A 25,742-nucleotide genomic window follows, 5' to 3' on the forward strand; every position below is an offset into this window, starting at 1 on the left:
TTATCGTCGGAACAGGCTTGGCGACACGCTCGCTCTCCTTATGTACGAATGGACAGGGGTTAATTTACGCAGGTTTCAGGCAGTAATGTTCGATCAGTTCCCGCAATAGACGCACTGTAGGCGTCAAGCGTGACATTTCGAGGTATTCGCCCGGTTGGTGGGCACAGGCGATGTCGCCAGGGCCGAGCACCAGGGTTTCACAACCAAGGCGCTGAAGATAAGGCGCTTCGGTGCCGAACGCTACTGCTTCGGCACGATGCCCGGTCAATCGTTCCGCGACCCGCACCAACTCGGCGTCTTCGACCTGCTCGAACGGCGGCACTGCGGGGAATAACGGCGCGTAGTCGATCTTGACCTTATGGCGCTCGGCCAGGGGTTCGAGCTTTTGCCGGATCGCCGCACGCAGCACTGCGGGGTCCATGCCCGGCAAGGGCCGCAGGTCGAATTCCAGGGAGCATTGGCCACAGATGCGGTTGGGGTTGTCGCCACCATGGATACAGCCGAAGTTCATGGTCGGTTGCGGCACGCTGAATTGCGGGTTGCGGTACTCGCGCTGCCAGGCCAGGCGCAGGCCGCGCAGCTCGCCGATGGCGTCATGCATGGCTTCCAGGGCGCTGTGGCCCAGGCTTGGGTCCGACGAATGGCCGCTTTGGCCGAGAATGTCGATGCGCTCCATCATCACGCCTTTGTGCAGGCGGATCGGCTTGAGGCCGGTCGGTTCACCGATTACCGCCGCCCGGCCCAGCGGGCGCCCGGCTTCGGCCAATGCTCGGGCACCGGACATGGAGCTTTCTTCATCGCAGGTGGCGAGGATCAGCAACGGTTGCTTGAACGGTTGGTCCAGCAGCGGCAACACCGCTTCAATCGCCAGCGCGAAAAAACCCTTCATGTCGCAACTGCCCAATCCTACCCAGCGGCCGTCGACTTCCGTCAGCTTGAGCGGATCGGTCTTCCACAACGCAGCGTCATAAGGAACGGTGTCGCTATGGCCGGCCAATACCAGGCCGCCGGGGCCTGTGCCAAAGCTGGCCAGCAGGTTGAATTTGCCGGGGCTGACCGGTTGGATGTCAATGGAGAACCCCAGGTCGCCCAACCAACCGGCGAGCAAATCGATCACCGGTCGGTTGGTCTGGTCGAGAGACGCCTGGGTGCAACTCACCGAAGGCGCGGCAATCAGCGCGGCGAACTGCTCTTTCATGGACGGTAACGGCATACGCGGTCTCCCTACTTCCCGGATGAGCCCCACTATAGAGGCATCTGCACGAGACAATAAACCGTTGCGGCGCGTTGCCGGGCTCAGTCCTGTACACTGCACGACCTTGGCAGCCACTCTTTTCCCCGGCTGCGCTCCCGATCCTGGATTTTCCGGCCATGCAGAAAGAAACCGAAATCAAGCTCCGCGTCAGCCGCGAAACACTCGCCGCGCTGCGTGAGCACCCGCTACTGAAAAAACGCAACAAAAGTGGCTGGGAACGCCGTGAGTTGATGAACCAGTACTTCGACACCCCCGAGCGTGACCTGGCCCAGGCCAAAGTCGCCCTGCGCCTGCGCAAGGACGGTGACGAGATTATCCAGACCCTCAAGACCCGTGGCCAAAGCGTCGCCGGCCTGTCGGAACGCAATGAGTACAACTGGGACCTGCCCAAGGCCAAGCTCGACGTAAAGAAACTCGACGGCGATTGCTGGCCCGAGCAACTGGCCGAGCTGGACAAAAAGACCCTCAAGCCGATCTTCACCACCGACTTCGTGCGCGAGCGCGCCGAAATCGCCTGGGGCCGTGGCAAGGCCAAGGTGGTGATCGAAGCCGCCCTGGACCTGGGCCATGTGGTCGTGGGTAAGCAGAAAGAAGAAATCTGCGAGCTGGAACTGGAACTGCGCGAAGGCGAGCCGGCTGCGCTGCTGGAGTTGGCCGCCGAGCTGGCCGCCACCCTCGCGCTGATGCCGTGTGACATCAGCAAGGCCGAGCGCGGCTACCGCCTGTACGACGCCAGCAGCTACTCCCTGAGCCTGCCGGCGCCGCAGATCCACGCCGAAATGCCGCTGGACGACGCCTTCGCCGCAATCATGTGGCACCTGCTCGGCAGCAGCCAGCGCCTCGCCGAGCAATACCGCTTCAATGGCCACTGGCGTCTGCTGCAGGACTGGGTCGACAACCTCGGCGAACTGCGCGCCCTGATCGGCAGCCTCGGCCAGGCCGCGCCGCGTCAATCCACCAGCGAACTGCGCAGCGCACTCGATGCACTGCTGGAAGACTGGCGCCCGCTGGTCCAGGCCGGTGACGACGACGAAGACATCCGCAAAGCCGCACCCGAGCAGTTTGCCGAAGAATTGGACGACGTGCGCTGGGGCTTGTTCTCGCTGAACATGTCACGCTGGCTGATGGCCCGCACCTGGACTGCCGACCGCAACGTGCGCGGCAACCGCCAGGGCGCCGCGCAAATCACCAACTGGCTGCCGCGCCTGCTGGCCGACGATGCCGTCGCCCTGCAACTGCCGCGCTACCAGCAGCAACCGGAAGACCTGGCCGAGCAACTGCCGCGCATCGAACGCATCCAGGCCTGGCTGCACCATGCGCGTAACGTGGTGGACATTGCGGAACTGGATCGTTTGTACGGCGAGCTGAACAAGCTGGCGCAACTGGCCAACCAGCCGATCACCGACGAGTCGCTGGATGCGCGCATGCATCAGGCGATTGCGGTGTATCAGAACCGTGCCTGGAAGACCCTGCTGCGCCTGTAATATCGCCATCGGGGGCCTAGCCCCCGATGAGGCCGATCCTGTCAGCGCAATACTGGCAGGCTGGTGGTCGACTTGATCTCGGACAGCGCCACGATCGAGTTGACCTCCTGAATCCCCGGCACCATCGATAACTTCTCGAAGAAAAACCGCTCGTACGCCTCAATGTCCGACGTCACGATGCGCAGCAGAAAATCCACCGCCCCCATCAGCACATAGCACTCCAGCACTTCCGGAAACCCACGAATCGCGTCGGTGAACTCGGTGAAGTTGGATCGGCCGTGGGCGTTGAGTTTGACCTCGGCAAAGATCTGCGTATTCAGGCCGATCTTCTTGCGATCCAGCAGAGTGACCTGGCCGCGAATCACTCCTTCCTCCTTGAGCCGCTGGATGCGTCGCCAGCACGGCGACTGGGACAGGCCGACCTGTTCGGCGATCTGCGCGCTGGACAGCGAGGCGTCCTCTTGCAGCAGGGCCAGGATGCGGCGGTCGTAGGCGTCCAATTCGCTATGCATAAAAATACCTTGAAGGCTGTCTTTTCTGAATTGAACGATTCGATTAATCGCAAATCATGCCCATCTTAGATAAGAAATCTCCCGAAGCGAATGTAAAAATTTCTCCAGTCGAATCTGGAGAGTCAGCATGCATGCCGTCGAAACCACCCACCCTCTGACCCGCGTCGATGCGTGGGCTGCCAGCAGCACCCATTGCCAGGCGCATTACCGGATCGTCGCCGAGGCGGAGCCCGATGTGTTGTGTCGGGTACTCAACTATTTTGCGTTGCAGTTCCTGACACCGAGCCAGGTCAACGTGAGCCGCCAGGAAGACCTGCTGAACATCGATATCGTGATGGATAGCCTGAGCTGGCATCGCGCCCAAGTGATCGCCGAAAAGATTCGAAACCTGATCAGCGTGTGCACGCTGCACGTGTGGCGCGCTGATTCCGTGGGGCCTGCGGCCGTGGCGGCAGCAGCTAGGTAAAGGCCTGCAACATACGTTGGGAGGAAGATATTCGGCGGCTGGCTAGCCTGAAATTTCTTCCGAGGCTACCCAGGAACACCTTCATGCCTGCTGATCACCGATTGGAACTGCATCAGTTGCTCCCGGCACTGGTCGAGGGAGGGGTGATTGCTCCCGACATCGCGCAGCGCTTATCAGCGCTGCCCATCGGCAACGCCCAGCACCCGTTGGAGTGCATCGCCGCCCTTGGGCCTTCCCTGGAAACCCTGACCCAGTGGCTTGCCCAACATGTGGGGCAACCTTATTGGCGTATCGACCCGCTGAAGATCGATGTCGCAACGGTCGTGCCGCTGATGTCCCACGCGTTTGCCCAACGCCACGCTATCCTTGCGGTAGCCGTGGACGCGCAGACCGTCACCGTTGCCAGCGCCCAGCCCCATGTCACCAGTTGGGAATCGGGACTGGCACAAGTGCTCCAGCGCTCGATCAGGCGCGTGGTTGCCAACCCCCAGGACATTCAGCGTTGTATCAGCGAATTCTACCGGCTGGCGAAGTCCGTCAGCGGTGCGGATCAAAAGGTCGCGGGGCCTGGCAACGTCGAGTTGCTCAACCTCGGCGCCAGCGACCAGGAGCCGGACGCCAACGACGCGCATATCGTCAATATAGTCGACTGGCTGTTGCAATACGCGTTCGCCCAGCGGGCCAGTGATATTCATATCGAGCCGTGCCGTGAACAAGGCCGCGTGCGCTTTCGCATTGATGGGCTGCTGCACGACGTCTATCAATTTCCCCACCAGGTGACGATGGCAGTGGTCAGCCGCCTGAAAAGCCTCGGGCGGATGAACGTGGCGGAAAAACGCAAACCCCAGGACGGTCGGGTCAAGACCAAAAGCCCTGCCGGCACAGAAGTCGAGTTGCGGCTGTCGACCCTGCCCACCGCCTTTGGCGAAAAACTGGTGATGCGGATTTTCGACCCGCAGGTGCTGCTCAAGGACTTTGACGAGCTGGGCTTGTCGGCCGAGGACCAGCAGCGATGGCACGACATGACGCGCCACACCAACGGCATCATCCTGGTCACGGGGCCTACCGGTTCAGGCAAGACCAGCACCCTCTACACCACGCTCAAACACTTGGCGACCCGGGAGGTCAATCTTTGCACCGTGGAAGACCCGATCGAGATGGTCGAGCCGGCGTTTAACCAAATGCAGGTACAGCCCAATATCGACCTGACCTTCGCCAGCGGCATCCGAGCCCTGCTTCGCCAGGACCCGGACATCATCATGATCGGCGAGATCCGCGATCGGGAAACCGCCGAGATGGCGATCCAGGCCGCATTGACCGGGCATTTGGTGCTCTCGACGCTGCACACCAACGATGCGCCCAGCGCCATCAGCCGCTTGCAGGAACTGGGCATTGCTCATTATTTGATCAAGGCCACCTTATTGGGCGTAATGGCGCAGCGCTTGGTGCGCTTGCTGTGCCCTCATTGCAAGCGGGTGGCGGGCGATGCTCACGAAGCGGTAGGGTGTGCAGAATGTCGAAACAGCGGCTTTCGCGGGCGCGCCGGGGTCTACGAGATCATGTTGCTGAATGACTCGCTCAAGGCGCTGATCACGCCAGGCGCCGACGCGCAGTCCCTGCGCAGGGAGGCGGTGGCGCAAGGCATGTGCGGCCTGCGCATGGCCGGCGTGGGTAAAGTCAAGGCGGGGCTGACCACAATGGCCGAGGTATTGCGAGTGACGCCTGGGGATTCGGTAACAAATGCGTTGATTACGCCGTGCTGAAACCGTTCTTATCGGTGACAAGACCGTTACAATCCGCCGAACGTCGTTTAACTGACACCATCAGATAGGGAATCGCTATGCAGATCGGAACCGTACTGCTTCTTTTCGTGGGCCTGGCCATCGCCATCCTGTTCATGGGCTTCAAGGTGGTACCCCAGGGCTATCAGTGGACCGTCGAGCGCTTCGGCCGGTACACCAACACCCTCAAGCCGGGCCTGAACATCATCATCCCGGTCATGGACCGCATCGGCCGCAAGATCAACGTGATGGAAAGCGTGCTGGATATCCCGCCCCAGGAAGTCATCACCGCCGACAACGCCACCGTGCAGATCGACGCCGTGTGCTTCTTCCAGGTGGTCAATACCGCCCAGGCCGCCTACGAGGTCAACAACCTCGAACACGCTATCCGCAACCTGCTGCAAACCAATATCCGCACGGTGCTCGGCTCCATGGAGCTGGATGCCATGCTCAGCCAGCGTGACGGCATCAACGAAAAACTGCTGCGCACCGTCGATGAAGCCACGGCGCCGTGGGGCATCAAGATCACCCGGATCGAAATCAAGGACATCAGCCCGCCCGCCGACCTGATGGCCGCCATGTCCGGCCAGATGAAAGCCGAGCGGATCAAGCGTGCACAGATCCTGGAAGCCGAAGGCCTGCGGGCATCGGCGATCCTGACGGCCGAAGGCAAGAAGCAGGCACAGATTCTTGAAGCCGAAGGTGGACGCCAGGCCGCATTCCTGGAGTCTGAAGCCCGTGAGCGTCAGGCAGAGGCAGAGGCCCGCGCGACCCAGGTGGTTTCCGAAGCGATTGCCACCGGCAACGTACAGGCCATCAACTACTTCGTCGCGCAGAAATACATCGATGCCCTTGGCAAATTGGCGTCGGCCAATAACAGCAAAGTGATCCTGATGCCGCTGGAAGCCAGCCAGGTGATCGGCGCTGTCGGCGGCATCGGCGAAATCGTCAAGGCAACCTTCGACAACAAGAAAGCCTGAGGCGATCGCCATGTGGGATTTCCTGCAGCATCTTTCGTTCTGGGATTGGCTCGCACTGGGTACAGTGCTATTGATTCTTGAAGTATTCGGCGCCGGTGGCTACCTGCTGTGGATGGGCATAGCTGCGGCAGCCGTGGGCGTGATCAAGTTTCTGGTGCCGCCGCTCGGGCTGGAGTGGCAACTGTTGCTGTTCGCTGTGCTGTCGATATTGACAGCGGTGTACTGGTGGAAACGCCAGCGCAGCAGTGCCAAAGCCAGTGACCAGCCGGGGCTCAACGAGCGTGGCTCGGAGCTGATCGGCCGTGTGTTCGTGGTGCATCAGGCGATTGTGGAGGGTCGGGGCAAGGTAAAAGTCGGTGACGGTGTCTGGATGGTAACCGGCCCTGACAGCCCTGTAGGCGCTCAAGTGCGTGTGGTGGGCCTGGATGGCGTGATCTTGAAGGTAGAAACTGTTTAGTCAGTGATGGAACTCGGCTGGGCTAACTGCAATCAAACGGTACAGATCACCCACCCGGAGTCACCCATCATGCGTCTTAAATATGCTGTCGCTACCCTCGCTGTGCTTTCCCTTCCTGTCGGTTCAGCCATGGCCGACAGTTTCTGGCGCAATGTCATCTCGTCGGGCGCCACGACCGGCTCGACCTACCTGACCTTCAAGGACCACAAGCTGGTGGTTGCCGCACAAGACGACGCAGGCAGCTTCGTTGCCAGCGACGGCGGTATCCGCGGCCCGTACCTGGAAGCCGCCATGCAGAAAGTCCGCGCCGATAACCCTGGCCTGCAGGCCACGGATATGGAACTGGCCAACGCCATCCTGGCGAAAAACGCTATCGCCGCCGAGTAAAACCGCCGGTTAAAACAGCCGCTCCCTGGGAGCGGCTTTTTTGTGCCGCTTTTCTTCCTACAGCAAAGACTGATGAGTTGACGATTGAACAGGAGAAGTCCTCTCGATCACTGCACTCGCCCGACGACAAGCTATCGATTCCACCCTTCCCCTCAGTGAATCGATAACCATGCGAAAACTATCTTCCTTTCTGTTCCTCACTGCTATTGCAACGCCTTATGCACAGGCAGAGGCCTGGTACGGCTCGGCAAAATTCAACAGTGCACGCCAGAACCTATCCAGCGCACTGTTGACCAGCCCGCGCGTCAACGAACGAGTGGAAGCGCCTGATAGCACTAAAACATTCACCGGATCCTACGCGGTAGGTTATGCCTTCGCCAATGGCTGGCGCGCGGAAGGGGAATACACCCTCTCCGGCAGCTCGACCTTCGACTCCTTCTGGTCGCCCTTCAATGCCAACGTCAACCGTCTTGAAGCGGACAGCCAGCGCTTGATGGTCAACGGCTATAAAAACATACCGCTCACCCATTGGCTCTCGTTCTACGGCATGGCGGGGATGGGCGTCGCGCAAATTGATGCCGAGGGTTTTCAGAGCAATGACACCCGTCGCTTTGCCAGCCACCGCCAATATAATTTTGCCTACAGCGTAGGCTTGGGCCTGGATGCCAAGGTCAACGACCGCATTGCCTTTGGCACAGGTTGGCGCTACGTGGACATGGGCCGTATCGAGACCGGCTACAACACCTTCACCAACCGGATAAACGCTCGTGATGAACAGCTCAAGGGCAAGCTCAAGGAGCAGAGTGTGTTCTTTGAAACCCGTGTGTACTTCTGACCGGCAACAGGACATGCCGCCGTTCAAGCGGCACTTCCGTGTCCGTGGCATGACGATTCATTCACAGGCGACAGGCTATATTCAGTCTAACCGTGCCACCATGCCGGGACTGAACCCTCGCTTACTCATCGCCAATCTGAAACGGATGCCTTCGTCGTCATGAGCCAACAGCCCTTTCTGCCGTTCTCCAAACCTACCATCGATGAAGCCACCATCTCGGCGGTCGGCGATGTACTGCGCTCGGGCTGGGTCACCAGCGGACCGAAAGTGCAGGCTTTCGAGGCGCAGCTATCGGAATACTTTGGCGGCCGGCCGGTGCGCACCTTCAACTCGGGCACTTGCACCATGGAGATCGCCTTGCGTATCGCCGGTATCGGGCCCGGCGATGAAGTCATCACCACACCGATCTCCTGGGTCGCAACAGCCAACGTGATCCTGGAAGTAGGCGCCACGCCGGTGTTCGCCGACATCGACCCGGTCACCCGCAATATCGACCTGGCCCAGGTGGAAGCCGCAATCACCCCGCGCACCAAGGCGATCATCCCGGTGTACCTGGCCGGCCTGCCCCTGGACATGCCGATGCTGTACGCACTGGCCAACAAGTACAACCTGCGCATCGTCGAAGACGCCGCCCAGGCCCTGGGCTCCAGTTGGGATGGCGAACGCATCGGTTCCACCGGGGACTTTGTATCGTTCAGCTTCCAGGCCAACAAGAACATCACCTCTTCCGAGGGCGGTTGCCTGGTGTTGAACAATGCCGAAGAAGCCCGCCTGGCGGAAAAATACCGCCTGCAGGGCGTCACCCGCACCGGCTTCGACGGCCTGGACGTGGATGTACTGGGCGGCAAGTTCAACATGACCGACATCGCTGCAGCCATCGGCCTGGGGCAGTTTGCCCACATCGAGAAGATCACCGCCCATCGCCAGCATCTGGCCCGGCACTACTTCAAATGTTTCGGCAGTGATTTCGAAGAAAAGTACGGCGCGCAACTGCCGCCGGCCGACTTCGAAAACAGCAACTGGCACCTGTTCCAGTTGGTGCTGCCGGAGCGCCAAGACGGGCTGCCCGCCCGCGCCACCTTCATGGAGAAAATGCAGGCACAGGGTGTTGGCATTGGCTATCACTACCCGCCGATTCACCTGCTGAGCCTGTATCGGGCACAGGGGTTCAAGGAAGGTATGTTCCCGGTAGCGGAAAAGGTTGGACGTTTGATCGTGTCGTTGCCGATGTTCACGGCGATGACAGAGGCAGATGTGGAGCGGTCGGTGGCGGCGGTAAAGGCGGTCCTGAAGGCGGACTGAACACTCGTGGCCCTGCACGGTTGAATGTGGGAGGGAGCAAGGCCCCTCCCACAGGGGTCTAGCGTTTACTCGCCGATGACCGCCTTGTAGCCAGCCGCATCCAGCAGCTTTTCCAGATCAGCCGGGTTGCTTGGCTTGAGCTTGAAGATCCACGCGCCGTAAGGGTCGGAGTTCAGCAGCTCAGGGCTGCCACCCAGCTCTTCGTTGACGGCAATCACTTCACCGGCAACCGGGGCGTAGATATCCGAAGCAGCCTTCACCGACTCAACCACACCTGCCTGGCCTTCGGCTTCAAACGTAGCGCCGACTTCGGCCAACTCAACAAACACCACATCACCCAAAGCTTCCTGAGCATGATCGGAGATCCCGACGGTCACCGTACCGTCAGCTTCCAGACGGGCCCATTCGTGACTTTCGGCAAAACGCAGGTCGGCAGGGATATCGCTCATAGTCTGTGTCCTCAAGAAGAAATGTCAGCAGCCATTGGCCTGCCGGAAATAGTTAGATCAAGGTTTTGCCATGGCGCACGAAGGTCGGTTTGACCACTCGAACCGGGTACCACTTGCCGCGGATTTCCACTTCGGCCCGATCGGCAGTCGCCGTCGGTACACGCGCCAGGGCAATGGATTTGCTCAGCGTAGGAGAGAAACTACCACTGGTGATCTCCCCTTCGCCAACATTGGCGATGCGAACCACCTGGTGAGCGCGTAAAACCCCACGTTCTTCCAGTACCAGCCCGACCAGTTTGAACTGCACACCGGCCGCCAACTCGGCTTCCAGCGCCGCACGCCCGATGAAGTTGCGCTCGGCAGGTTCCCAGGCGATGCTCCAGGCCATGTTGGCCGCCAGGGGCGAAACGTTCTGATGGATGTCCTGGCCGTACAGGTTCATGCCGGCTTCCAGCCGCAGGGTGTCCCGCGCGCCGAGGCCTATGGGGGAAATCCCCGCACCGACCAGATCGTTGAAAAACCCCGGCGCCTGATCGGCAGGCAGGACAATTTCCAGGCCGTCTTCGCCGGTGTAACCCGTGCGGGCGATAAACCAATCGCCGTCGGCATGCCCTTCAAAGGGCTTGAGCTGGTGGATCAGGGTACCGCGAGACTGGGTGACCAGCTCGGCAATCTTCTGCCGGGCATGGGGACCTTGAATGGCGAGCATGGCCAACTCGGGCCGCTCATGCAGGTGCACCTGATAGCTGCCAAGTTGCGCCTGGATCCAGGCCATGTCCTGGTCTCGGGTGGCGGCGTTGACCACCAGCCGGTATCCGGTCTCGGTGCGATAGACAATCATGTCGTCCACCACGCCACCCTGCTCATTGAGCATGGCGCTGTACAACGCACGGCCACAGCCATGCAAACGCTCGACATCATTGGCCAGCAGGTGCTGGAGCCATTCCTTGGCCTGGGGGCCGGTGATATCGATCACGGTCATATGAGATACATCGAACACCCCGCAGTCGCGCCGCACCTGATGGTGCTCCTCAACTTGCGAGCCGTAGTGCAAAGGCATATCCCAACCGCCAAAATCGACCATTTTCGCGCCGAGGGCGAGATGCAGGTCATACAGAGGCGTACGCTGTCCCATGGGTTTCTCCTTCCGGGCTTGGCGAAGGTGCGCAGCGCCGTTGCCCGTGCCGGACACCTTGAATGACAAGGCCTGCAGCCACGTACAGCGACTCGATCCGAAGGACGGACCGCACCGAATGCCGCGCATTGTAGCCGCAAGCCGTAGGACTGGCACCTAACCGATTGGTCGGGCGGAGCGTCGGATCAGCCCGATGACCGGCAGCAGCCCCACCAGCACCAGCGTCAAGGCCGGCAGAGAAGCCCGCGCCCACTCGCCTTCGCTGGTCATTTCAAAGATCCGCACCGCCAGGGTGTCCCAGCCGAACGGGCGCATCAGCAGGGTTGCGGGCATTTCCTTGAGCACGTCGACGAACACCAGCAGTGCTGCACTCAGGGTGCCGGGCAGCAACAGCGGCAGATACACTTTGCAAAACAGTCGCGGCCCACTCACGCCCAAACTGCGGGCAGCTTCCGGCAACGAAGGCCGGATGCGCGCCAGGCTGTTTTCCAGCGGCCCGTAGGCCACGGCCAGAAAGCGCACCAGATACGCCAGCACCAGCGCCGACAGACTGCCCAGCAACAATGGCTTGCCCGCCCCGCCGAGCCAGCCGGACAGCGGCACCACCAGCTCACGGTCCAGGTAACTGAACGCCAGCATGATCGACACCGCCAGCACCGAGCCCGGCAAGGCATAGCCGACATTGGCCAGGCTGATACCGGAGCGAATCGCCCGGGTCGGCGCCAGGCGGTTGGCGAAGGCCAGTACCAGCGCCACGCTGACCGTGATCAGCGCCGCGATACCACCCAGGTAGAGGGTATGGACGATCAGGCCCGAATAGCGCTCATCCAGGTCGAACCGGCCGCGCTGCCAGAACCAGGCGACCAATTGCAGCATCGGGATGACAAAGGCACAGGCAAACACCAATCCACACCAGGCACTGGCAGCCGCCGCCTTGAACCCGCGCAAGTGGTACAGCGCCTTGCCCCGTGGCCGTTCATTGCTGGATCGACTGGCGCCCCGGGCACGCCGTTCGCCATACAGCACCAGCATCACCACCAACAGCAACAGGCTGGCCAGTTGGGCCGCGCTGGACAGGCTGAAAAAGCCGTACCAGGTCTTGTAGATCGCGGTCGTGAACGTATCGAAGTTGAACACAGACACCGCACCGAAATCCGCCAGTGTCTCCATCAGTGCCAACGCCACCCCGGCTCCTATCGCCGGCCGCGCCATGGGCAGGGCCACATGCCAGAATGCCCGCAAGGGCGACTGTCCCAGCACCCGCGCCGCCTCCATCAGGCCCTTGCCCTGGGCGAGGAATGCGCTGCGCGCCAACAGGTACACGTAGGGATAGAACACCAGCACCAGCACGATGATCACACCGCTGGTGGAGCGCACCCGCGGCAGGCGCAAGCCGGTGCCGAACCACTCGCGCAGCAGGGTCTGCACGGGGCCTGAAAAATCCAGCAGGCCCACAAACACGAAGGCCAGCACATAGGCGGGAATGGCAAAGGGCAGCATCAACGCCCAGTCGAGCCAACGCCGGCCGGGGAATTCGCAGAGGCTGGTGATCCAGGCGAGGCTGACGCCCAACAGGGTTACACCGACGCCGACGCCCAGCACCAGGGTCAGGGTGTTACCCAGCAGGCGGGGCATCTGGGTTTCCCACAGGTGGGACCAGATTTGCGCGTCGATGCTTTGCCAGGACAGCAACAGCACGCTCAGCGGCAGCAGCACCAGGGCGGCGACGCTGAAGACCGGCAGGTACCAGCGGCGTTGGGCGGGGTGGGCCAAGGGTGGGTTCTCAATAATGAAATCTTCAAATCACCACAATCCAATGTGGGAGGGGCTTGCCCCCGATGGCGGTGGATCAGTCAACGATGAGTAGACTGACACTCCGACATCGAGGGCAAGCCCCCCTCCACATTTGGATCTGCGGCGTCCTACAAATTGTACTTAGTTCCAGCCCGCCCGATCCATCAGGCGAATGGCTTCAGCCTGGCGCTTGCCCGCCACTTCCACCGGCAATGTATCCGCCACGAACTTGCCCCAGGTCGCCACTTCAGCCGACGGCGGTACCGCCGGGTTGGCCGGGAATTCCTGGTTCACGTCGGCAAAGATCTTCTGCGCCTCAGGCGTGGTCATCCACTCCACCAATGCCTTGGCGGCTTCCGGGTGTGGCGCGTGTTTGGTCAAGCCGATGCCCGACAGGTTCACATGCACGCCACGGTCGCCCTGGTTCGGCCAGAACAGCTTCACCGCCAGGTCCGGCTTCTGCTTGTGCAGACGGCCGTAGTAGTAGGTATTGACGATACCCACGTCGCATTGCCCGGCGTTGATCGCCTCCAGCACCGCAATGTCATCCGAGAATACGTCGGTAGACAGGTTATTCACCCAGCCCTTGACGATTTCTTCGGTCTTGGCCGCGCCGTGGGTTTCGATCAGGGTGGCCGTCAGCGACTGGTTGTAGACCTTTTTCGCCGTGCGCAGGCACAGGCGGCCTTCCCACTGTTTGTCGGCCAGGGCTTCGTAGGTGGTCAGGTCACCCGGTTTGACCCGGTCGGTGGAGTACGCGATGGTCCGCGCGCGCAGGCTCAAACCGGTCCAGGCATGCGCCGAAGAGCGGTATTGCAGGGGAATGTTCTTGTCGATTACCGGGGAGGTGAACGGTTGCAGAATGCCCATTTGCTCGGCCTGCCAGAGGTTGCCGGCATCCACGGTGAGCAGCAGGTCGGCGGTGGCGTTTTCGCCCTCGGCCTTGATGCGCTGCATCAGCGGCGCTTCCTTGTCGGTGATGAACTTCACCTGGACACCGGTCTTTTGGGTGTAGGCGTCGAACACCGGTTTGATCAGCTCGTCGATACGCGAGGAGTAGACCACCACTTCGTCGGCTGCCTGCACGGAGGTGCTGCCGATCAGGGTGAATGCCAGGGCAGTCAGGAGGCGCTTGGGTGCCAACATGGGTGCGGTCTCTCATTTGCAAAATAAGCGCAAATGATAGGGACTCACATTTGGTACCGCTCGGCGGAGCCGTTACCAAATGTTGCACAAACCTGTCAGGGCTTGGCCAGGTCCGGCAGATCCCCGCTCAACCCGAGGGCCTGGCGCACAAACACGGCCTTGGCCTCGGGCATCTGGTCGACCATCTTCAACCCGGCATTACGCAACCAGCGCAGCGGCAGTTGATCGGCCTGGAACAGGCGCTCAAAGCCTTCCATCGCCGCCATCAGGGCCAGGTTATGGGGCATTCGTCGGCGCTCGTAACGGCTGAGCACCTTCACATCGGCCAAACGTTCACCGCGTTCGGTGGCCGACAACAACACTTCGGCCAGCACCGCCGCATCGAGGAAACCCAGGTTGACGCCCTGCCCGGCCAATGGGTGGATGACATGGGCGGCGTCGCCGATCAATGCCAGGCCCTCGGCCACATAGCGTTTGGCGTGGCGCTGACGCAAGGGTACGCACACACGCGGATCGGCGCTGACCACGCTACCGAGGCACCCTTCAAAGGCGCGCTCCAGTTCACGGCAGAAGCTTTCATCATCCAGCGCCATCAGGCGTTCGGATTCGGCCGGCGTAGTCGACCAGACGATCGAGCACCAATCTTCCTGCCCGTCCCGTTCCAGCGGCAAAAACGCCAGCGGGCCGGTGTCGGTAAAGCGTTGCCAGGCCGTGCGCTGGTGCGGCTGGCTGCTGCGCACGCTGGTAACGATGGCGTTATGCAGGTAGTCCCATTCACGGGTCGCGGTGCCGGTCAGGCGGCGCACGGCGGAGTTGGCGCCATCGGCGGCCACCACCAACGGCGCGCGCAATTTCCGGCCATCGGCCAGGGTCAGCAACCAGTCATCGCCGGAACGGCGCATCTGCTCCAGGCGCGCATTCGCCAGCAGGCCCAGGTCGCAGTCGTGCAGACGTTCGAGCAAGGCATCCTGGACCACGCGGTTCTCGACGATATGCCCAAGCACTTCGGCATGCACACTGGCCGCCGAAAAGTGGATCTGCCCGGTGCCGCTGCCGTCCCACACCTGCATCTCGCCGTACGGGCTGGCGCGTCGTTCAACGATGCCATCCCACACACCGAGGCGCTCGAGGATGCGCTGGCTGGCCGCCGACAAGGCACTCACACGGGGTTCGAAGGCCGCCGCGCGGTCGAACGGCTTGACGCTCAGCGGGCTGCCGTCGAGCAGCAGCACTTGCAGGCCGCTGCCTTGCAATGCCATCGCCAGGGCGCTTCCGACCATTCCGGCCCCGACAATCAGCACATCTGCGCGCATGTCCATGCTTTAAGCCTGTCTCGCTGGCGGCTTGCACCGCACGTAAAAGGATTGATGAGTCTCACGCATCGGGACGCGTCCCCAGGCCCATGGCCTGACGGGCGAACCAACGCTTGGCCGGTGGCAGCAGGTCCAGGCCCAGCAGGCCCATATTGCGGCCCAGGGCGACCAGCGGTTGCGCGCTGCCAAACAGCCGCGTGACCTGGTCGGAGAAACCCACGGTCAACTTCTGATCCATGCGCTGACGCTCGCGATAAGCCTGCAACGTCGCCAGGTCGCCCGGCACCGCCGGCCCGGCCAACAGGGCCTCGGCCAAGGCGTGCGCATCACGCAGGGACAGGTTGAACCCCTGCCCGGCAATCGGGTGCAGGCTGTGGGCGGCATTGCCGAGGATCGCCAGGTGCGAGCGCACTTGCTCTTCGGCTTCCACCAGGGTCAACGGATACAGATGACGGGCGCCGACTTGCTTGAGGGTGCCCAGGCGGTAGCCGAACACGCCCTGCAACTCGCTCAGGAAGCTGCGTTCATCGAGATTTGCCAGGCGCTGTGCGTCCATGCCGATACGGGTCCATACCAGTGCGCAACGGTTGTCCGGCAGCGGCAGCAGGGCCATCGGGCCTTCATCGGTGAAACGCTCGAACGCTTCGCCGTTGTGGGCTTCGCTCGGGGTGATGTTGGCGATCAGTGCGCTCTGGTTGTACGGGCGGGTTCTCACGCCAATGCCCAATTGCTCGCGCAGGCCGGAGCGGCCGCCGTCGGCGAGCACCGCGAGGTCGCATTCCAGCACGGTTTCATCGTTGAGGGTCAGGCGGTAGCCATCGGGCAGCGGCTCCAGGCGTGTGACTTCCGCCGGGCAGCGCCAACTCACCACGTCCTTGTCCAGGCCTTGCCACAGGCATTGGCCGAGCCAGGCGTTTTCCACCACGTAACCGAGGGCCGGCACGCCCTCCTCCATGGCGGACAGTCGCGCGGTGGAGAAGCGTCCGCGGTCCGACACATGGATCTGCTTGATCGGCTCGGCGCGGCGCGAGATCTGCTGCCACAGGCCCAGGCGCTGATAAATCTGCCGGGCGCCGTAGGACAGCGCCGAAGACCGCGCGTCGTAGCTCGGCTGGTAGCTGTCGCCGGGCGCGAAGGGTTCGATCAGCACGATCTTCCAGCCACGCGCCTTGGCACCGGCCTGCAACGCCAGCGCCAGGCTCGCACCCACCAGGCCGCCACCGATAATCGCCAGGTTGACCCGGCTCATCGGGCGGCCGCCATTAGGGCTTCGATTTCAACGACGCTCTTGGGGGCGCCGCCGGTCAGGATTTCACAGCCTTGCTTGGTCACCACCACGTCGTCCTCGATACGTACACCAATGCCACGCCATTTTTTCGCGACGGTCTGGTTATCCGGCGAGATATAAATGCCCGGTTCCACCGTCAGCGCCATGCCAACTTCCAGCACACGCCATTCGCCGCCCACCTTGTACTCGCCCACATCATGCACATCCATCCCCAGCCAATGGCCGGCGCGGTGCATATAGAAGGGTTTGTAGGCTTCACTGGCGATCAGCTCGTCGACGTCGCCCTTCAGCAACCCCAGCTTCACCAGTCCGGCAGTGATGACCTGCACCGTCGCCTCGTGGGCCTGGTTCCAATGTTTGTTCGGCGCGATCTCGGCAAAGGCGGCTTCCTGGGAAGCCAGCACGATTTCATAGATCGCCTTCTGTTCCGGCGAAAATTTGCCATTGACCGGCCAGGTGCGCGTGATGTCGCTGGCGTAGCAATCGATTTCGCAACCGGCATCGATCAGCACCAGGTCACCGTCCTTGAGCACGGCGTCATTCTGCTGGTAATGCAGGATGCAGCTGTTGCGCCCGGTGGCGACGATGGAGCCATAGGCCGGCATCTTCGCGCCGCCCTTGCGGAATTCGTAATCCAGTTCGGCTTCCAGGCTGAACTCATGCAAGCCGGCGCGGCTGGCCTGCATGGCCTTCACATGGGCCGCGCAGGAAATTCGCGCGGCCTCGCGCATCACCTTCACTTCTGCCGCCGATTTATACAGGCGCATGTCGTGGAGCAGATGATCCAGGGCAACAAACTCGTTCGGTGGCTGGGCGCCAAGGTGCGCTTTGGAGCGGATGACGTTGATCCACTCCATCAGGTGCCGATCGAATTCGGCGTTGCTGCCCATGGCCGAATACACCCGGTCGCGGCCTTCGATCAGGCCGGGCAGGATGTCGTCGATATCGGTGATGGGGAAGGCATCGTCGGCGCCAAAGTCACGGATGGCGCCTTCGGTACCGGCACGCAGGCCGTCCCACAATTCGCGCTCGGCATTGCGTTCGCGGCAGAACAGCACGTACTCGCCATGCTGGCGACCGGGCATCAGCACGATCACCGCTTCCGGCTCGGGGAAGCCGCTCAGGTACTGGAAGTCGCTGTCCTGGCGATAGACGTGCTCCACATCGCGATTGCGGATCGCCACGGCGGCAGCCGGCAGGATCGCGATGCTGTTGGGTTCCATCTGCGCCATGAGCGCCTTGCGACGCCGGGTGTATTCCGCTTTGGGGATATGGATCATGGGCAGATGGGCTTCCTTTTCTTAGTGCAGCGAAGGCTTGGGTGCAGCAGGCTCAGCGGACTTCCTGATCTCGGTGAACAGCAGCAATGGCGCGACGCGCAGGTATTCCATGACTTCCATGTAGTCGCCTTCGCCGTCTTCGGACTCTTCCAGGGCATCTTGCACCTGGGAGATGGCCGCCAGGTCCTGCAGCACTTCCTTGGCGTCGGTGCTCAGTTCCAGGCCGCCGGCGTTCACGCCGAAACCGTGGAGGAAGCCCTGGCACCATTGGCCCAGTGCGGCGGCGCGTTCGGGGAGCGGTGCATCGTCGGTCGGCAGCAGCAGGACCACGGTGACGTCATCACCGGTCAGTTCGCCCTTGACCATCTCTTGCAGGCCGATCAGCGCGTTGCGCACGTTGTCGGTCGGTTCGGTTTCCAGCAGCTCGGCCACATCGGCCAGCCAGTTGTCGGCATCAAAGCCAACACCGGTGCAACTGCGGCCGAGCAGCACGCCATGCAGCTCGGCGGGCGAGCAAGGATGGCCGCTGGTGCTCAGCAGTTTGGAAAAAGCATCGTACGGGGAGTTCTGAATGGGCATGGTGAGCTAGGCGCCAGACGGCGCAATGTCTAGAATGGAGCGCTGTATCCTAGCACCGGCAGACGTACCAAGACTATCGAGGGCGTCAGATCGTTTATCCTGCAGTTGCCATTCATCAGACAAATCCAGTGGAACCCAATGGAAGACACCGACCTGCAAGCGCTGATGGCCAGACTCGAATTGCTAATTACTCGGGTCGAGCAACTTAAGAGTCAAAACGGACTCCTATTAGCTCAGGAAAAGACCTGGCGCGAGGAACGCGCTCACCTCATTGAAAAAAACGAAATCGCCCGGCGTAAGGTCGAATCGATGATTTCGCGCCTGAAGGCCCTGGAGCAAGACTCATGAGTTCAAGCAATAGCGTCACCGTGCAGATCCTCGACAAAGAATATTCGATCATCTGCCCCCAGGAAGAGCGCAACAACCTGGTGAGCGCCGCCCGCTACCTGGACGGCAAGATGCGTGAAATCCGCAGCAGCGGCAAAGTCATCGGTGCCGACCGCATCGCCGTAATGGCCGCCCTGAACATTACCCACGACCTGCTGCATAAGCAGGAGCGCCCTGACGTACAGGCCAGCGGCTCGACGCGCGAGCAGGTGCGCGACCTGCTCGAACGCGTCGACCTGGTGCTTTCCAGCGACACAGAGCAACCCAAGGGCTGATTGCCGCGACTGTTTAAGGTATACTCGCCCCACTCCCTGGCGTGCTTGCCAGTCGGCGATGTCCCGGAGCCGATTCGCACTACCCTGGAAGTTGCACGTTGGGCTGGTGTGCATGTCCGCTAGACGGAAAGCCTTAAAGCCTACTGCTTCTTCCACCTTGAACTTTCGGGTTCAAGGGCTGAGTCGACAGCGGCTCTGTCGGGGAGCCTGAATTCCAGAACTCAATGCCAGTCCCCGGACTGGCATTGTTTTATGAGCCGAAAAACCATGAACGAACCTGCGCCGCTTTCCCGTCCGCACCTTCGACGCATGTTGCGCAAAGCCCGCCGCGCCCTCACGCCCAGCGAGCAGCGCCAGGCCGCCCATGGCCTGTATCGGCAACTGGCACAGCACCCGCTGTTTCGCCGGGCCAAACATATTTCCCTGTATCTACCGACGGACGGTGAAATCGATCCGCGCCTGCTGCTGCGTGCGGCACAGCGCCGGGGCAAGGCCACTTACCTGCCGGTGCTCAGCGCCTGGCCACGGACCAAGATGGTGTTCCAGCGCGTGAAGCCTGGGGAAACGCTGCTGCCCAATCGCTTTCGCATTCTGGAGCCACGGGTCAATGCCAGGCGCCAGCGCAAGGTATGGGCGCTGGATCTGGTGTTGCTGCCGTTGGTGGGGTTCGATGATACCGGTGGCCGCCTGGGCATGGGCGGCGGTTTCTACGACCGCAGCCTCGCCTATCTGGCACGCCGCAAAAGCTGGCGCAAGCCGGCGCTGTTGGGCCTGGCCCATGAATGTCAGAAGGTCGATCGATTGGCACAGGCCAGCTGGGATGTGCCGTTGGCTGGCACCGTTACCGACAGGCAGTGGTATGTCGCAGAAACGCCGCAGGAAGCTACGGCGCCTTGAAGAAGGGTCAGCGCTTGAAGGGTTGCGGCTGCTGCTGAGTCAGTTCAACTGGCGCATCGGTCTTGTTCGACCACAAGCTTTGCGCATACCCGGTGGTCACGACGCCCAGACCAAACAAAATCACCAATATCCATAGTAAATCCGGTTTACGTTGCATCGATTGCCCCCCTTCAGGCATCTCGTACACGATGACAACAACGTTCCAAAGTAGTCCGTTGCAGCTGCGTCAAGCTTAAAATCCCGGCATTCTGCGATAACGTGAACCAACACGCAAACCTTGACGCCAACCGACTGTCGGTTTGTCATCAAATTGCCTGACAACTTGCCCACTGCTTTTTCAGGAGCGCAAAAATGGCCTACTGGCTGATGAAATCCGAGCCCGACGAACTCTCCATCAACGGCCTGGAAACGCTGGGCGAAGCGCGCTGGGACGGGGTACGCAACTACCAGGCACGCAACTTCCTGCGCGCCATGGCGGTGGGTGACCAATTTTTCTTCTACCACTCCAGTTGCCCCGAGCCCGGCATTGCCGGCATCGGCAAGATCATCGCGGCCGCCTATCCGGACCCTACCGCGCTGGAACCGGACAGCCATTACTTCGACGCCAAGGCCACCCCGGAGAAAAACCCGTGGAGCGCGATCAATGTCGCGCACGTCCAGACCTTTCCCAAGGTGCTGGGCCTGGGCTACCTGAAACAGCAAACCGCCCTCGCCGAATTGCCCCTGGTACAAAAAGGCAGTCGCTTGTCCGTGATGCCGGTCACGGCAGAGCAATGGGCGGCGGTGCTGGCACTGCGCTGACCAGAACCCTGCGGTCACGCTCCCGGCGCATGCATCTGCACCTGAACCGGGTTAGGCTTGCGCTTCATTTGACCGGCATCAACGCCCCTCGGGCTGCCTCGGTCAAACTAGGACGCTAACGCCGCAGGATGCACCCATGTCGATCACGCCCCGCTCCTCCCACCTGTTTGCCGCTTTGTTGATTGCCTTGTTGCTCGCCGCCGGCGGCTTCGGTTACTGGAAGTCCACCCAGGATCGCCTGCCCGAAGGCTTGGGCATGGGCAACGGCCGCCTGGAATCCACCGAAGTGCAGATCGCCGCCAAGATCCCCGGCCGCCTGGCCGAGGTGCGGGTGGATGAAGGTGACAAGGTGCTCAAGGGCCAGTTGCTGGCGCGCATGGACACCCGCACCCTGGAAGCCCAGCGCGCCCAGGCCGAAGCCGAAGTGCTGCGCGCCAGGGAAAACTTCGCCGCCGCCGAGGCCAATGTGCAACTGCGCCAAAGCGAGCAACTGCTGGCCAACCAGGAACTCAAGCGTACCCAGGAACTGTACAAGCGCGGCTTTGCCAGCAGCCAGTTGATCGACCAGCAGCAGGCCCGCCAGAACACCGGCAACGCCGCCGTGATCGCCGCGCAAGCCCAGGTCAATTCGGTCAAGGCCGCCATCGGTGCCGCCCAGGCCCAGGTCGCCCAGTTGACCAGCGAAATCGATGACAGCAGCCTGCGCGCGCCCATCGACGGCATTATCCAACTGCGCCTGGCCGAGCCCGGCGAGGTCCTCGGTGCAGGCGGGCGCGTGCTGTTGTTGATCGACCCCGAGGATCAGTACATGAACCTCTATCTGCCCGCCTCCGTCACCGGGCGCCTGACGGTGGGCAGTGACGCACGCATCCTCCTCGATGCCCTGCCCCAGCAACCGCTGCCGGCGAAAATCAGTTTTGTTGCCGCCAAGTCGCAGTTCACCCCCAAGGAAGTCGAAACCCGCGACGAACGCCAGAAGCTGGTGTTTCGCGTCAAGCTGCGCCTGACCCAGCCCAGCGCCGTGCCCCAGGCCAAACCGGGGATGCCCGGCGCCGGCTACGTGCGCATGGCTGACATCGACTGGCCGGCCAACCTGCAATGACCGGCCTGGCGCTGCACGCCACCGCCATCAACCACCGTTACGGCAAGCAGCAGGCCTTGATCGACATCGCCTTCAGCCTGCCCACCGGCACCCGCTGCGGACTGATCGGCCCGGATGGGGCGGGCAAATCGAGCCTGTTGGGGTTGATCGCCGGGGTTAAAAAGCTCCAGGACGGCCAACTGGAGGTGCTCGGCGGCTCCATCGCCGACCGCCGCCACCGCAACAGCCTGTACCCGCGCATCGCCTTCATGCCCCAGGGCCTGGGCGGCAACCTGTACCCCGAACTGTCCATCAGCGAAAACATCCGCTTCTTCGCCACGCTGTTCGGCCTGTCCAACGCCGACTGCGACCAGCGCATGCACAACCTGCTGTTGGCCACCGACCTCGCGCGCTTCGCCGAGCGCCCGGCCGGCAAGCTCTCCGGTGGCATGAAGCAGAAGCTCGGCCTGTGCTGCGCGCTGATCCACGATCCGGACCTGTTGATCCTCGACGAACCCACCACCGGTGTCGACCCGCTGTCGCGGCGGCGCTTCTGGGAACTGGTCGAGACCGTCCGCAGCGAGCGCCCGCAACTGACGCTGCTGGTAGCCACCGCCTACATGGAAGAAGCCGAGCAATTCGAACATTGCCTGATGCTCGACCGTGGCCAACTGATCGCCGACGGGCTCAGCAGCGAACTGGCGGCAGCGACCCCCAGCGGCAAACTGGATGAGGCCTTCACCCACTTCCAGGGCGACAGCGCCCACGACAACCAACCCCTGGTGATCCCGCCAAGGGAAAACGCCAACACCGATATCGCCATCGAAGCCCACGACCTGACCCTGCGCTTCGGCGACTTCACGGCGGTGAACAAGGTCAGCTTTGCCATCGGCCGTGGCGAGATCTTCGGCTTCCTCGGCTCCAACGGCTGTGGCAAGACCACCACGATGAAAGTCCTCACCGGGCTGATGCCGGCCACCGAAGGCAGCGCCACGCTGCTGGGCAACCCGGTGAACGCCAAGGACCTGGCCACCCGCAAGCGCGTAGGGTTCATGTCGCAAAGCTTCTCGCTGTATGGCGAGCTGAGCGTGCGCCAGAACCTGGTGTTGCACGCGCAACTGTTCGATTTGCCCAAGGCCGACAGCGGCCCGCGCATCGATGAGCTGATCCAGCGTTTCGACCTCGGTGAAGTGGCCGAGCAGCCCTCCGGGGAACTGCCCCTCGGCCTGCGCCAACGCTTGTCATTGGCCGTGGCGGTGCTGCATCGCCCGGAAGTATTGATCCTCGATGAGCCCACCTCGGGCGTCGACCCGGCGGCCCGGGATGATTTCTGGCGACTGTTGATCGAGTTGTCCCGCGAACAAGGGGTGACGATCTTCCTGTCTACCCACTTCATGAATGAAGCCCAGCGCTGCGACCGCATCTCCTTGATGCATGCCGGTAAGGTACTCGCCTGCGATACACCGGACGCACTGCAACGGCAATTCAACGGCGACACCCTGGAAGCCGCGTTCGTCACCTGCCTTGAGCAAGCCCAGGGCGATGCCGAACCTGCCACGTCGGCCAAAACCGTCAGCGAAACCCATGCGCCGCCCCTCAGCAAGCGTGGTTTCAGCCTGTCTCGCCTGCTGGCCGTGGCCAGCCGCGAAGGCAAGGAACTGCTACGCGACAAAGTACGCATGGCCTTTGCCCTGCTCGGTGCGATGTTCATGATGGTGATCTTCGGCTACGGCATTTCCCTGGATGTGGAAAACCTCGCCTTCGCCGTCTACGACCAGGACCAGACGCCACAAAGCCGCGCCTATCTGGAAGCCTTCCGCAGCTCGCGCTACTTCGCCGAGCAGGCGCCGATCCAGGACGCCCCCGAATTGCACCGACGCCTGCAACGCTCGGAAATCAAACTGGCCCTGGAGATCCCGCCCGGCTTTGGTCGCGATCTCTATGCCGGGCGCCAACCCACCGTGGCCGCGTGGCTCGATGGCGGCATGCCGTTTCGTGCGGAAACCAGCCGCAACTATGTGGAGGCGGTGCACCAAGGCAACCTGCAGCAACTGGCCGAACTGAGCAGCCTGCCGCGCAGCACCCAGGCAGCCGCCAAACTGGAAACCCGTTTTCGCTATAACCAGGACGTGGTCAGCGTGAATGCCATCGGCCCCGGCGTGATGGCACTGATCCTGGCGTTTATCCCGGCGATGCTCACCGCCCTGGGCATCGTGCGCGAGAAAGAACTGGGTTCGATCACCAACTTCTACGCCACCCCCCTGACGCGCCTGGAATTCCTGCTCGGTAAACAGGCGCCTTACCTGGCCGTGAGCCTGGTCAACCTGGCGCTGCTGGTGGCGATGAATCGCTGGCTGTTCGGCGTGCCGTTCAAGGGCAGCGGCCTGACGCTGGCGTTTGGCGGGCTGCTGTATGTGCTGGCCACCACCAGCATGGGCCTGCTGATTTCCGCGTTCACCCGCACCCAGATCGCGGCGATCCTCGGCACCATGATCATCACCAGCCTGCCAACCATCCAGTTTTCCGGGCTGATCGTGCCGCGCTCGTCCCTGGAGGGCGCCGCCGCCTTGATGGGCGCACTATTTCCGGCCGGGCACTTTTTGGATATTGCCGTGGGCACCTTCACCAAGGCCCTGGATCTGCGCCAGTTGTGGCCGCAATGCCTGGCGCTGTTCGGCTTCTTTATCGGGTTCACCGGGTTGAGCCTGGTCATGCTCAAGAAGCAGGAGGCCTGATGCACAAGCTCGCACACATCTTCCGGCTGGGCATCAAGGAACTCACCAGCCTGCGTCACGACAGCGTCTTGCTGCTGTTTCTGTTCTACGCCTTCACCGTCGCCATCTACATGCCCGCCGCCGGCTCGGTGATCGGCGTGCACAACGCCAGCGTGGCGTTTGTCGATGAAGACCACAGCGCGCTCTCCCGGCAGATGGCCGAGGCGCTGCAACCGCCCGAATTCCAACCACCGGCACCGTTGGCCTATGACCAGCTGGACAAGGTGATGGACAGCGGCCAGTACACCTTCGTGATCAACGTACCGGCCAACTTTCAGGCCGACCTGTTGGCCGGTCGCCAGCCTGGCGTGCAGGTGAACGTCGACGCCACGGCGATGAGCCAGGCGTTCATGGGCGCGGGCTATATCGGGCGGATCTTCCAGCGCGAATTGCTCAGCTACAGCGGGCAAACCGACGCCACCCGCCAGGCGCCCGCGCTGCTCACGACCCGAGCACTGTTCAACACCAACCTGGAGGGCGGCTGGTTCCTGGCCGTGATCCAGATCGTCAACAACATCACCATCCTGGCCATCGTGCTCACCGGCACCGCATTGCTGCGTGAGCGCGAGCACGGCACCCTCGACCACCTGCTGGTACTGCCGCTGACCGCACTGGAAATCATGCTGGCGAAAATCTGGAGCAATATGCTGGTGGTGGTGCTGTGCACCTGGCTATCGCTGGAGGTGGTGGTCAAAGGGCTGCTCGGCGTGCCGCTGGCCGGGTCGCTGGGGTTGTTCCTGTTTGTGACTGCCCTGTATCTGTTTGCCAGTACGGCACTGGGGATCTTCCTCGCCACCCTCGCCCGCTCCACGCCGCAGTTCGGCTTGCTGGCGATCCCGGTGATTATCCCGATGCTGCTGTTGTCAGGCGGCAGCACGCCGCTGGACAGCATGCCCGAGTGGTTGCAGTGGGTGATGCAGGGCTCGCCGTCGACGCACTTTGTAAGCCTGAGCGCAGCGATTTTGTTTCGCGATGCGGGGGTGAGTGTGGTGTGGCCGGACTTGCTGGCGCTGGCGGGGATCGGGCTGTTGTTTTTTGCGGTGGCGTTGGCGCGGTTCAGGAAGAGCCTGGCTTCCTGAACCGC

26 protein-coding genes and 1 other RNA gene are annotated in these 25,742 nt (G+C 62.1%); 16 read left to right on the forward strand and 11 right to left on the reverse strand.

Features of this window, described 5'->3' with window-relative positions; genetic code table 11:
* Positions 1-64: 64 nt before the first annotated feature.
* Positions 65-1,213: an acetylornithine deacetylase gene (gene argE, locus J1N02_RS11925; RefSeq protein ID WP_092355762.1), complete on the reverse strand. Its 1,149-nt coding sequence runs from the start codon at positions 1,211-1,213 to the stop codon at positions 65-67.
* 158 nt (positions 1,214-1,371) lie between these two features.
* Between argE and J1N02_RS11930 the strand changes: the two genes are divergently transcribed.
* Complete coding sequence (locus J1N02_RS11930) at positions 1,372-2,739, forward strand: inorganic triphosphatase (protein WP_027608391.1); 1,368 nt, start codon at positions 1,372-1,374, stop codon at positions 2,737-2,739.
* Positions 2,740-2,780: 41 nt separating this feature from the next.
* On the opposite strand, the gene J1N02_RS11935 is transcribed toward J1N02_RS11930, so the two are convergent.
* Positions 2,781-3,251, reverse strand: a complete 471-nt coding sequence (locus J1N02_RS11935; RefSeq protein WP_010207358.1) for an Lrp/AsnC family transcriptional regulator — start codon at positions 3,249-3,251, stop codon at positions 2,781-2,783.
* A gap of 127 nt (positions 3,252-3,378) precedes the next feature.
* On the opposite strand from J1N02_RS11935, the gene J1N02_RS11940 reads away from it, so the two are divergent.
* The 7 genes from J1N02_RS11940 to J1N02_RS11970 all read left to right on the forward strand — a co-directional run bounded on the left by J1N02_RS11940 (position 3,379) and on the right by J1N02_RS11970 (position 9,459).
* Entirely contained in the window at positions 3,379-3,717 is a 339-nt protein-coding gene (locus J1N02_RS11940; RefSeq protein WP_027608390.1) for a hypothetical protein, read from the forward strand.
* 83 nt (positions 3,718-3,800) lie between these two features.
* Positions 3,801-5,480: a GspE/PulE family protein gene (locus tag J1N02_RS11945; protein ID WP_421147373.1), complete on the forward strand. Its 1,680-nt coding sequence runs from the start codon at positions 3,801-3,803 to the stop codon at positions 5,478-5,480.
* A 77-nt stretch (positions 5,481-5,557) separates the two neighbouring features.
* Complete coding sequence (locus J1N02_RS11950) at positions 5,558-6,478, forward strand: SPFH domain-containing protein (RefSeq protein WP_027608388.1); 921 nt, start codon at positions 5,558-5,560, stop codon at positions 6,476-6,478.
* A 10-nt stretch (positions 6,479-6,488) separates the two neighbouring features.
* Positions 6,489-6,935, forward strand: a complete 447-nt coding sequence (locus tag J1N02_RS11955) for an NfeD family protein (RefSeq protein WP_027608387.1) — start codon at positions 6,489-6,491, stop codon at positions 6,933-6,935.
* A 69-nt stretch (positions 6,936-7,004) separates the two neighbouring features.
* The gene (locus tag J1N02_RS11960; RefSeq protein ID WP_027608386.1) at positions 7,005-7,322 is read left to right on the forward strand and encodes a DUF2388 domain-containing protein; all 318 of its coding nucleotides are present in this window, start codon (positions 7,005-7,007) and stop codon (positions 7,320-7,322) included.
* 163 nt (positions 7,323-7,485) lie between these two features.
* Entirely contained in the window at positions 7,486-8,157 is a 672-nt protein-coding gene (locus J1N02_RS11965; protein WP_027608385.1) for an outer membrane protein, read from the forward strand.
* Positions 8,158-8,316: 159 nt separating this feature from the next.
* A complete protein-coding gene (locus J1N02_RS11970; protein WP_421147374.1) occupies positions 8,317-9,459 on the forward strand; it encodes a DegT/DnrJ/EryC1/StrS family aminotransferase in 1,143 nt (380 codons plus the stop codon).
* Between the two features lie 65 nt (positions 9,460-9,524).
* Here J1N02_RS11970 and gcvH read toward each other — a convergent pair whose 3' ends face one another.
* The 8 genes from gcvH to J1N02_RS12010 all read right to left on the reverse strand — a co-directional run bounded on the left by gcvH (position 9,525) and on the right by J1N02_RS12010 (position 18,443).
* On the reverse strand, positions 9,525-9,908 hold the full coding sequence (gene gcvH, locus J1N02_RS11975) for a glycine cleavage system protein GcvH (protein WP_108573418.1): 384 nt from the start codon (positions 9,906-9,908) through the stop codon (positions 9,525-9,527).
* Between the two features lie 52 nt (positions 9,909-9,960).
* Positions 9,961-11,043: a glycine cleavage system aminomethyltransferase GcvT gene (gene gcvT, locus J1N02_RS11980; RefSeq protein ID WP_146476995.1), complete on the reverse strand. Its 1,083-nt coding sequence runs from the start codon at positions 11,041-11,043 to the stop codon at positions 9,961-9,963.
* Positions 11,044-11,199: 156 nt separating this feature from the next.
* Entirely contained in the window at positions 11,200-12,816 is a 1,617-nt protein-coding gene (locus J1N02_RS11985; protein ID WP_421147375.1) for an ABC transporter permease, read from the reverse strand.
* A gap of 162 nt (positions 12,817-12,978) precedes the next feature.
* A complete protein-coding gene (locus J1N02_RS11990) occupies positions 12,979-13,983 on the reverse strand; it encodes an extracellular solute-binding protein (RefSeq protein WP_027608380.1) in 1,005 nt (334 codons plus the stop codon).
* A 95-nt stretch (positions 13,984-14,078) separates the two neighbouring features.
* Positions 14,079-15,296, reverse strand: a complete 1,218-nt coding sequence (locus J1N02_RS11995) for a 2-octaprenyl-3-methyl-6-methoxy-1,4-benzoquinol hydroxylase (protein WP_421147379.1) — start codon at positions 15,294-15,296, stop codon at positions 14,079-14,081.
* A gap of 61 nt (positions 15,297-15,357) precedes the next feature.
* Positions 15,358-16,545 carry a 2-octaprenyl-6-methoxyphenyl hydroxylase gene (gene ubiH, locus J1N02_RS12000; protein ID WP_027608378.1) on the reverse strand — a complete coding sequence of 396 codons (1,188 nt, stop codon included), beginning with the start codon at positions 16,543-16,545 and terminating at the stop codon, positions 15,358-15,360.
* On the reverse strand, positions 16,542-17,864 hold the full coding sequence (gene pepP, locus J1N02_RS12005) for a Xaa-Pro aminopeptidase (RefSeq protein ID WP_065938044.1): 1,323 nt from the start codon (positions 17,862-17,864) through the stop codon (positions 16,542-16,544). Before pepP ends, ubiH begins: the two co-directional genes overlap by 4 nt.
* 21 nt (positions 17,865-17,885) lie before the next feature.
* Complete coding sequence (locus J1N02_RS12010; protein ID WP_421147376.1) at positions 17,886-18,443, reverse strand: YecA family protein; 558 nt, start codon at positions 18,441-18,443, stop codon at positions 17,886-17,888.
* A gap of 138 nt (positions 18,444-18,581) precedes the next feature.
* Between J1N02_RS12010 and J1N02_RS12015 the strand changes: the two genes are divergently transcribed.
* The 4 genes from J1N02_RS12015 (at position 18,582) to J1N02_RS12030 (ending at position 20,002) form a co-directional block, all read left to right on the forward strand.
* Positions 18,582-18,791, forward strand: coding sequence for a TIGR02449 family protein (locus J1N02_RS12015; RefSeq protein ID WP_007982902.1), 210 nt, complete (start codon positions 18,582-18,584; stop codon positions 18,789-18,791).
* Positions 18,788-19,105, forward strand: coding sequence for a cell division protein ZapA (locus tag J1N02_RS12020; protein WP_027608375.1), 318 nt, complete (start codon positions 18,788-18,790; stop codon positions 19,103-19,105). Before J1N02_RS12015 ends, J1N02_RS12020 begins: the two co-directional genes overlap by 4 nt.
* A gap of 30 nt (positions 19,106-19,135) precedes the next feature.
* A non-coding RNA gene (gene ssrS / locus J1N02_RS12025) (6S RNA) lies at positions 19,136-19,314 on the forward strand.
* A gap of 58 nt (positions 19,315-19,372) precedes the next feature.
* A complete protein-coding gene (locus tag J1N02_RS12030) occupies positions 19,373-20,002 on the forward strand; it encodes a 5-formyltetrahydrofolate cyclo-ligase (protein WP_027608374.1) in 630 nt (209 codons plus the stop codon).
* Between the two features lie 7 nt (positions 20,003-20,009).
* Here J1N02_RS12030 and J1N02_RS12035 read toward each other — a convergent pair whose 3' ends face one another.
* The gene (locus J1N02_RS12035; protein WP_092355790.1) at positions 20,010-20,159 is read right to left on the reverse strand and encodes a hypothetical protein; all 150 of its coding nucleotides are present in this window, start codon (positions 20,157-20,159) and stop codon (positions 20,010-20,012) included.
* A gap of 194 nt (positions 20,160-20,353) precedes the next feature.
* On the opposite strand from J1N02_RS12035, the gene J1N02_RS12040 reads away from it, so the two are divergent.
* The 4 genes from J1N02_RS12040 (at position 20,354) to J1N02_RS12055 (ending at position 25,737) form a co-directional block, all read left to right on the forward strand.
* Entirely contained in the window at positions 20,354-20,803 is a 450-nt protein-coding gene (locus J1N02_RS12040; protein WP_027608373.1) for an EVE domain-containing protein, read from the forward strand.
* A gap of 136 nt (positions 20,804-20,939) precedes the next feature.
* A complete protein-coding gene (locus J1N02_RS12045) occupies positions 20,940-21,905 on the forward strand; it encodes an HlyD family secretion protein (RefSeq protein WP_027608372.1) in 966 nt (321 codons plus the stop codon).
* Positions 21,902-24,619: a ribosome-associated ATPase/putative transporter RbbA gene (rbbA, locus tag J1N02_RS12050; protein ID WP_169898780.1), complete on the forward strand. Its 2,718-nt coding sequence runs from the start codon at positions 21,902-21,904 to the stop codon at positions 24,617-24,619. The genes J1N02_RS12045 and rbbA overlap by 4 nt, the downstream gene beginning before the upstream one ends.
* Positions 24,619-25,737 carry an ABC transporter permease gene (locus J1N02_RS12055; RefSeq protein ID WP_027608370.1) on the forward strand — a complete coding sequence of 373 codons (1,119 nt, stop codon included), beginning with the start codon at positions 24,619-24,621 and terminating at the stop codon, positions 25,735-25,737. Before rbbA ends, J1N02_RS12055 begins: the two co-directional genes overlap by 1 nt.
* The last annotated feature ends 5 nt before the right edge of the window (positions 25,738-25,742 follow it).

Origin of the sequence: Pseudomonas sp. NFX5 (assembly GCF_049132125.1) — a bacterium.
Classification (GTDB): domain Bacteria; phylum Pseudomonadota; class Gammaproteobacteria; order Pseudomonadales; family Pseudomonadaceae; genus Aquipseudomonas; species Aquipseudomonas marginalis.

Coding starts and splice junctions, on each gene's coding strand:
- J1N02_RS11950 (WP_027608388.1), top strand. CDS start 5,558: ATGCAGATCGGAACCGTACTGCTTCTTTTCGTGGGCCTGGCCATCGCC.
- J1N02_RS11945 (WP_421147373.1), top strand. CDS start 3,801: ATGCCTGCTGATCACCGATTGGAACTGCATCAGTTGCTCCCGGCACTG.
- J1N02_RS11990 (WP_027608380.1), bottom strand. CDS start 13,983: ATGTTGGCACCCAAGCGCCTCCTGACTGCCCTGGCATTCACCCTGATC.
- J1N02_RS11995 (WP_421147379.1), bottom strand. CDS start 15,296: ATGCGCGCAGATGTGCTGATTGTCGGGGCCGGAATGGTCGGAAGCGCC.
- J1N02_RS11940 (WP_027608390.1), top strand. CDS start 3,379: ATGCATGCCGTCGAAACCACCCACCCTCTGACCCGCGTCGATGCGTGG.
- J1N02_RS12040 (WP_027608373.1), top strand. CDS start 20,354: ATGGCCTACTGGCTGATGAAATCCGAGCCCGACGAACTCTCCATCAAC.
- J1N02_RS11955 (WP_027608387.1), top strand. CDS start 6,489: ATGTGGGATTTCCTGCAGCATCTTTCGTTCTGGGATTGGCTCGCACTG.
- J1N02_RS11960 (WP_027608386.1), top strand. CDS start 7,005: ATGCGTCTTAAATATGCTGTCGCTACCCTCGCTGTGCTTTCCCTTCCT.
- J1N02_RS12045 (WP_027608372.1), top strand. CDS start 20,940: ATGTCGATCACGCCCCGCTCCTCCCACCTGTTTGCCGCTTTGTTGATT.
- J1N02_RS11970 (WP_421147374.1), top strand. CDS start 8,317: ATGAGCCAACAGCCCTTTCTGCCGTTCTCCAAACCTACCATCGATGAA.
- pepP (WP_065938044.1), bottom strand. CDS start 17,864: ATGATCCATATCCCCAAAGCGGAATACACCCGGCGTCGCAAGGCGCTC.
- J1N02_RS12015 (WP_007982902.1), top strand. CDS start 18,582: ATGGAAGACACCGACCTGCAAGCGCTGATGGCCAGACTCGAATTGCTA.
- argE (WP_092355762.1), bottom strand. CDS start 1,213: ATGCCGTTACCGTCCATGAAAGAGCAGTTCGCCGCGCTGATTGCCGCG.
- ubiH (WP_027608378.1), bottom strand. CDS start 16,545: ATGAGCCGGGTCAACCTGGCGATTATCGGTGGCGGCCTGGTGGGTGCG.
- gcvT (WP_146476995.1), bottom strand. CDS start 11,043: ATGGGACAGCGTACGCCTCTGTATGACCTGCATCTCGCCCTCGGCGCG.
- J1N02_RS12055 (WP_027608370.1), top strand. CDS start 24,619: ATGCACAAGCTCGCACACATCTTCCGGCTGGGCATCAAGGAACTCACC.
- J1N02_RS12020 (WP_027608375.1), top strand. CDS start 18,788: ATGAGTTCAAGCAATAGCGTCACCGTGCAGATCCTCGACAAAGAATAT.
- J1N02_RS11935 (WP_010207358.1), bottom strand. CDS start 3,251: ATGCATAGCGAATTGGACGCCTACGACCGCCGCATCCTGGCCCTGCTG.
- gcvH (WP_108573418.1), bottom strand. CDS start 9,908: ATGAGCGATATCCCTGCCGACCTGCGTTTTGCCGAAAGTCACGAATGG.
- J1N02_RS12035 (WP_092355790.1), bottom strand. CDS start 20,159: ATGCAACGTAAACCGGATTTACTATGGATATTGGTGATTTTGTTTGGT.
- J1N02_RS12010 (WP_421147376.1), bottom strand. CDS start 18,443: ATGCCCATTCAGAACTCCCCGTACGATGCTTTTTCCAAACTGCTGAGC.
- J1N02_RS12030 (WP_027608374.1), top strand. CDS start 19,373: ATGAACGAACCTGCGCCGCTTTCCCGTCCGCACCTTCGACGCATGTTG.
- J1N02_RS11930 (WP_027608391.1), top strand. CDS start 1,372: ATGCAGAAAGAAACCGAAATCAAGCTCCGCGTCAGCCGCGAAACACTC.
- rbbA (WP_169898780.1), top strand. CDS start 21,902: ATGACCGGCCTGGCGCTGCACGCCACCGCCATCAACCACCGTTACGGC.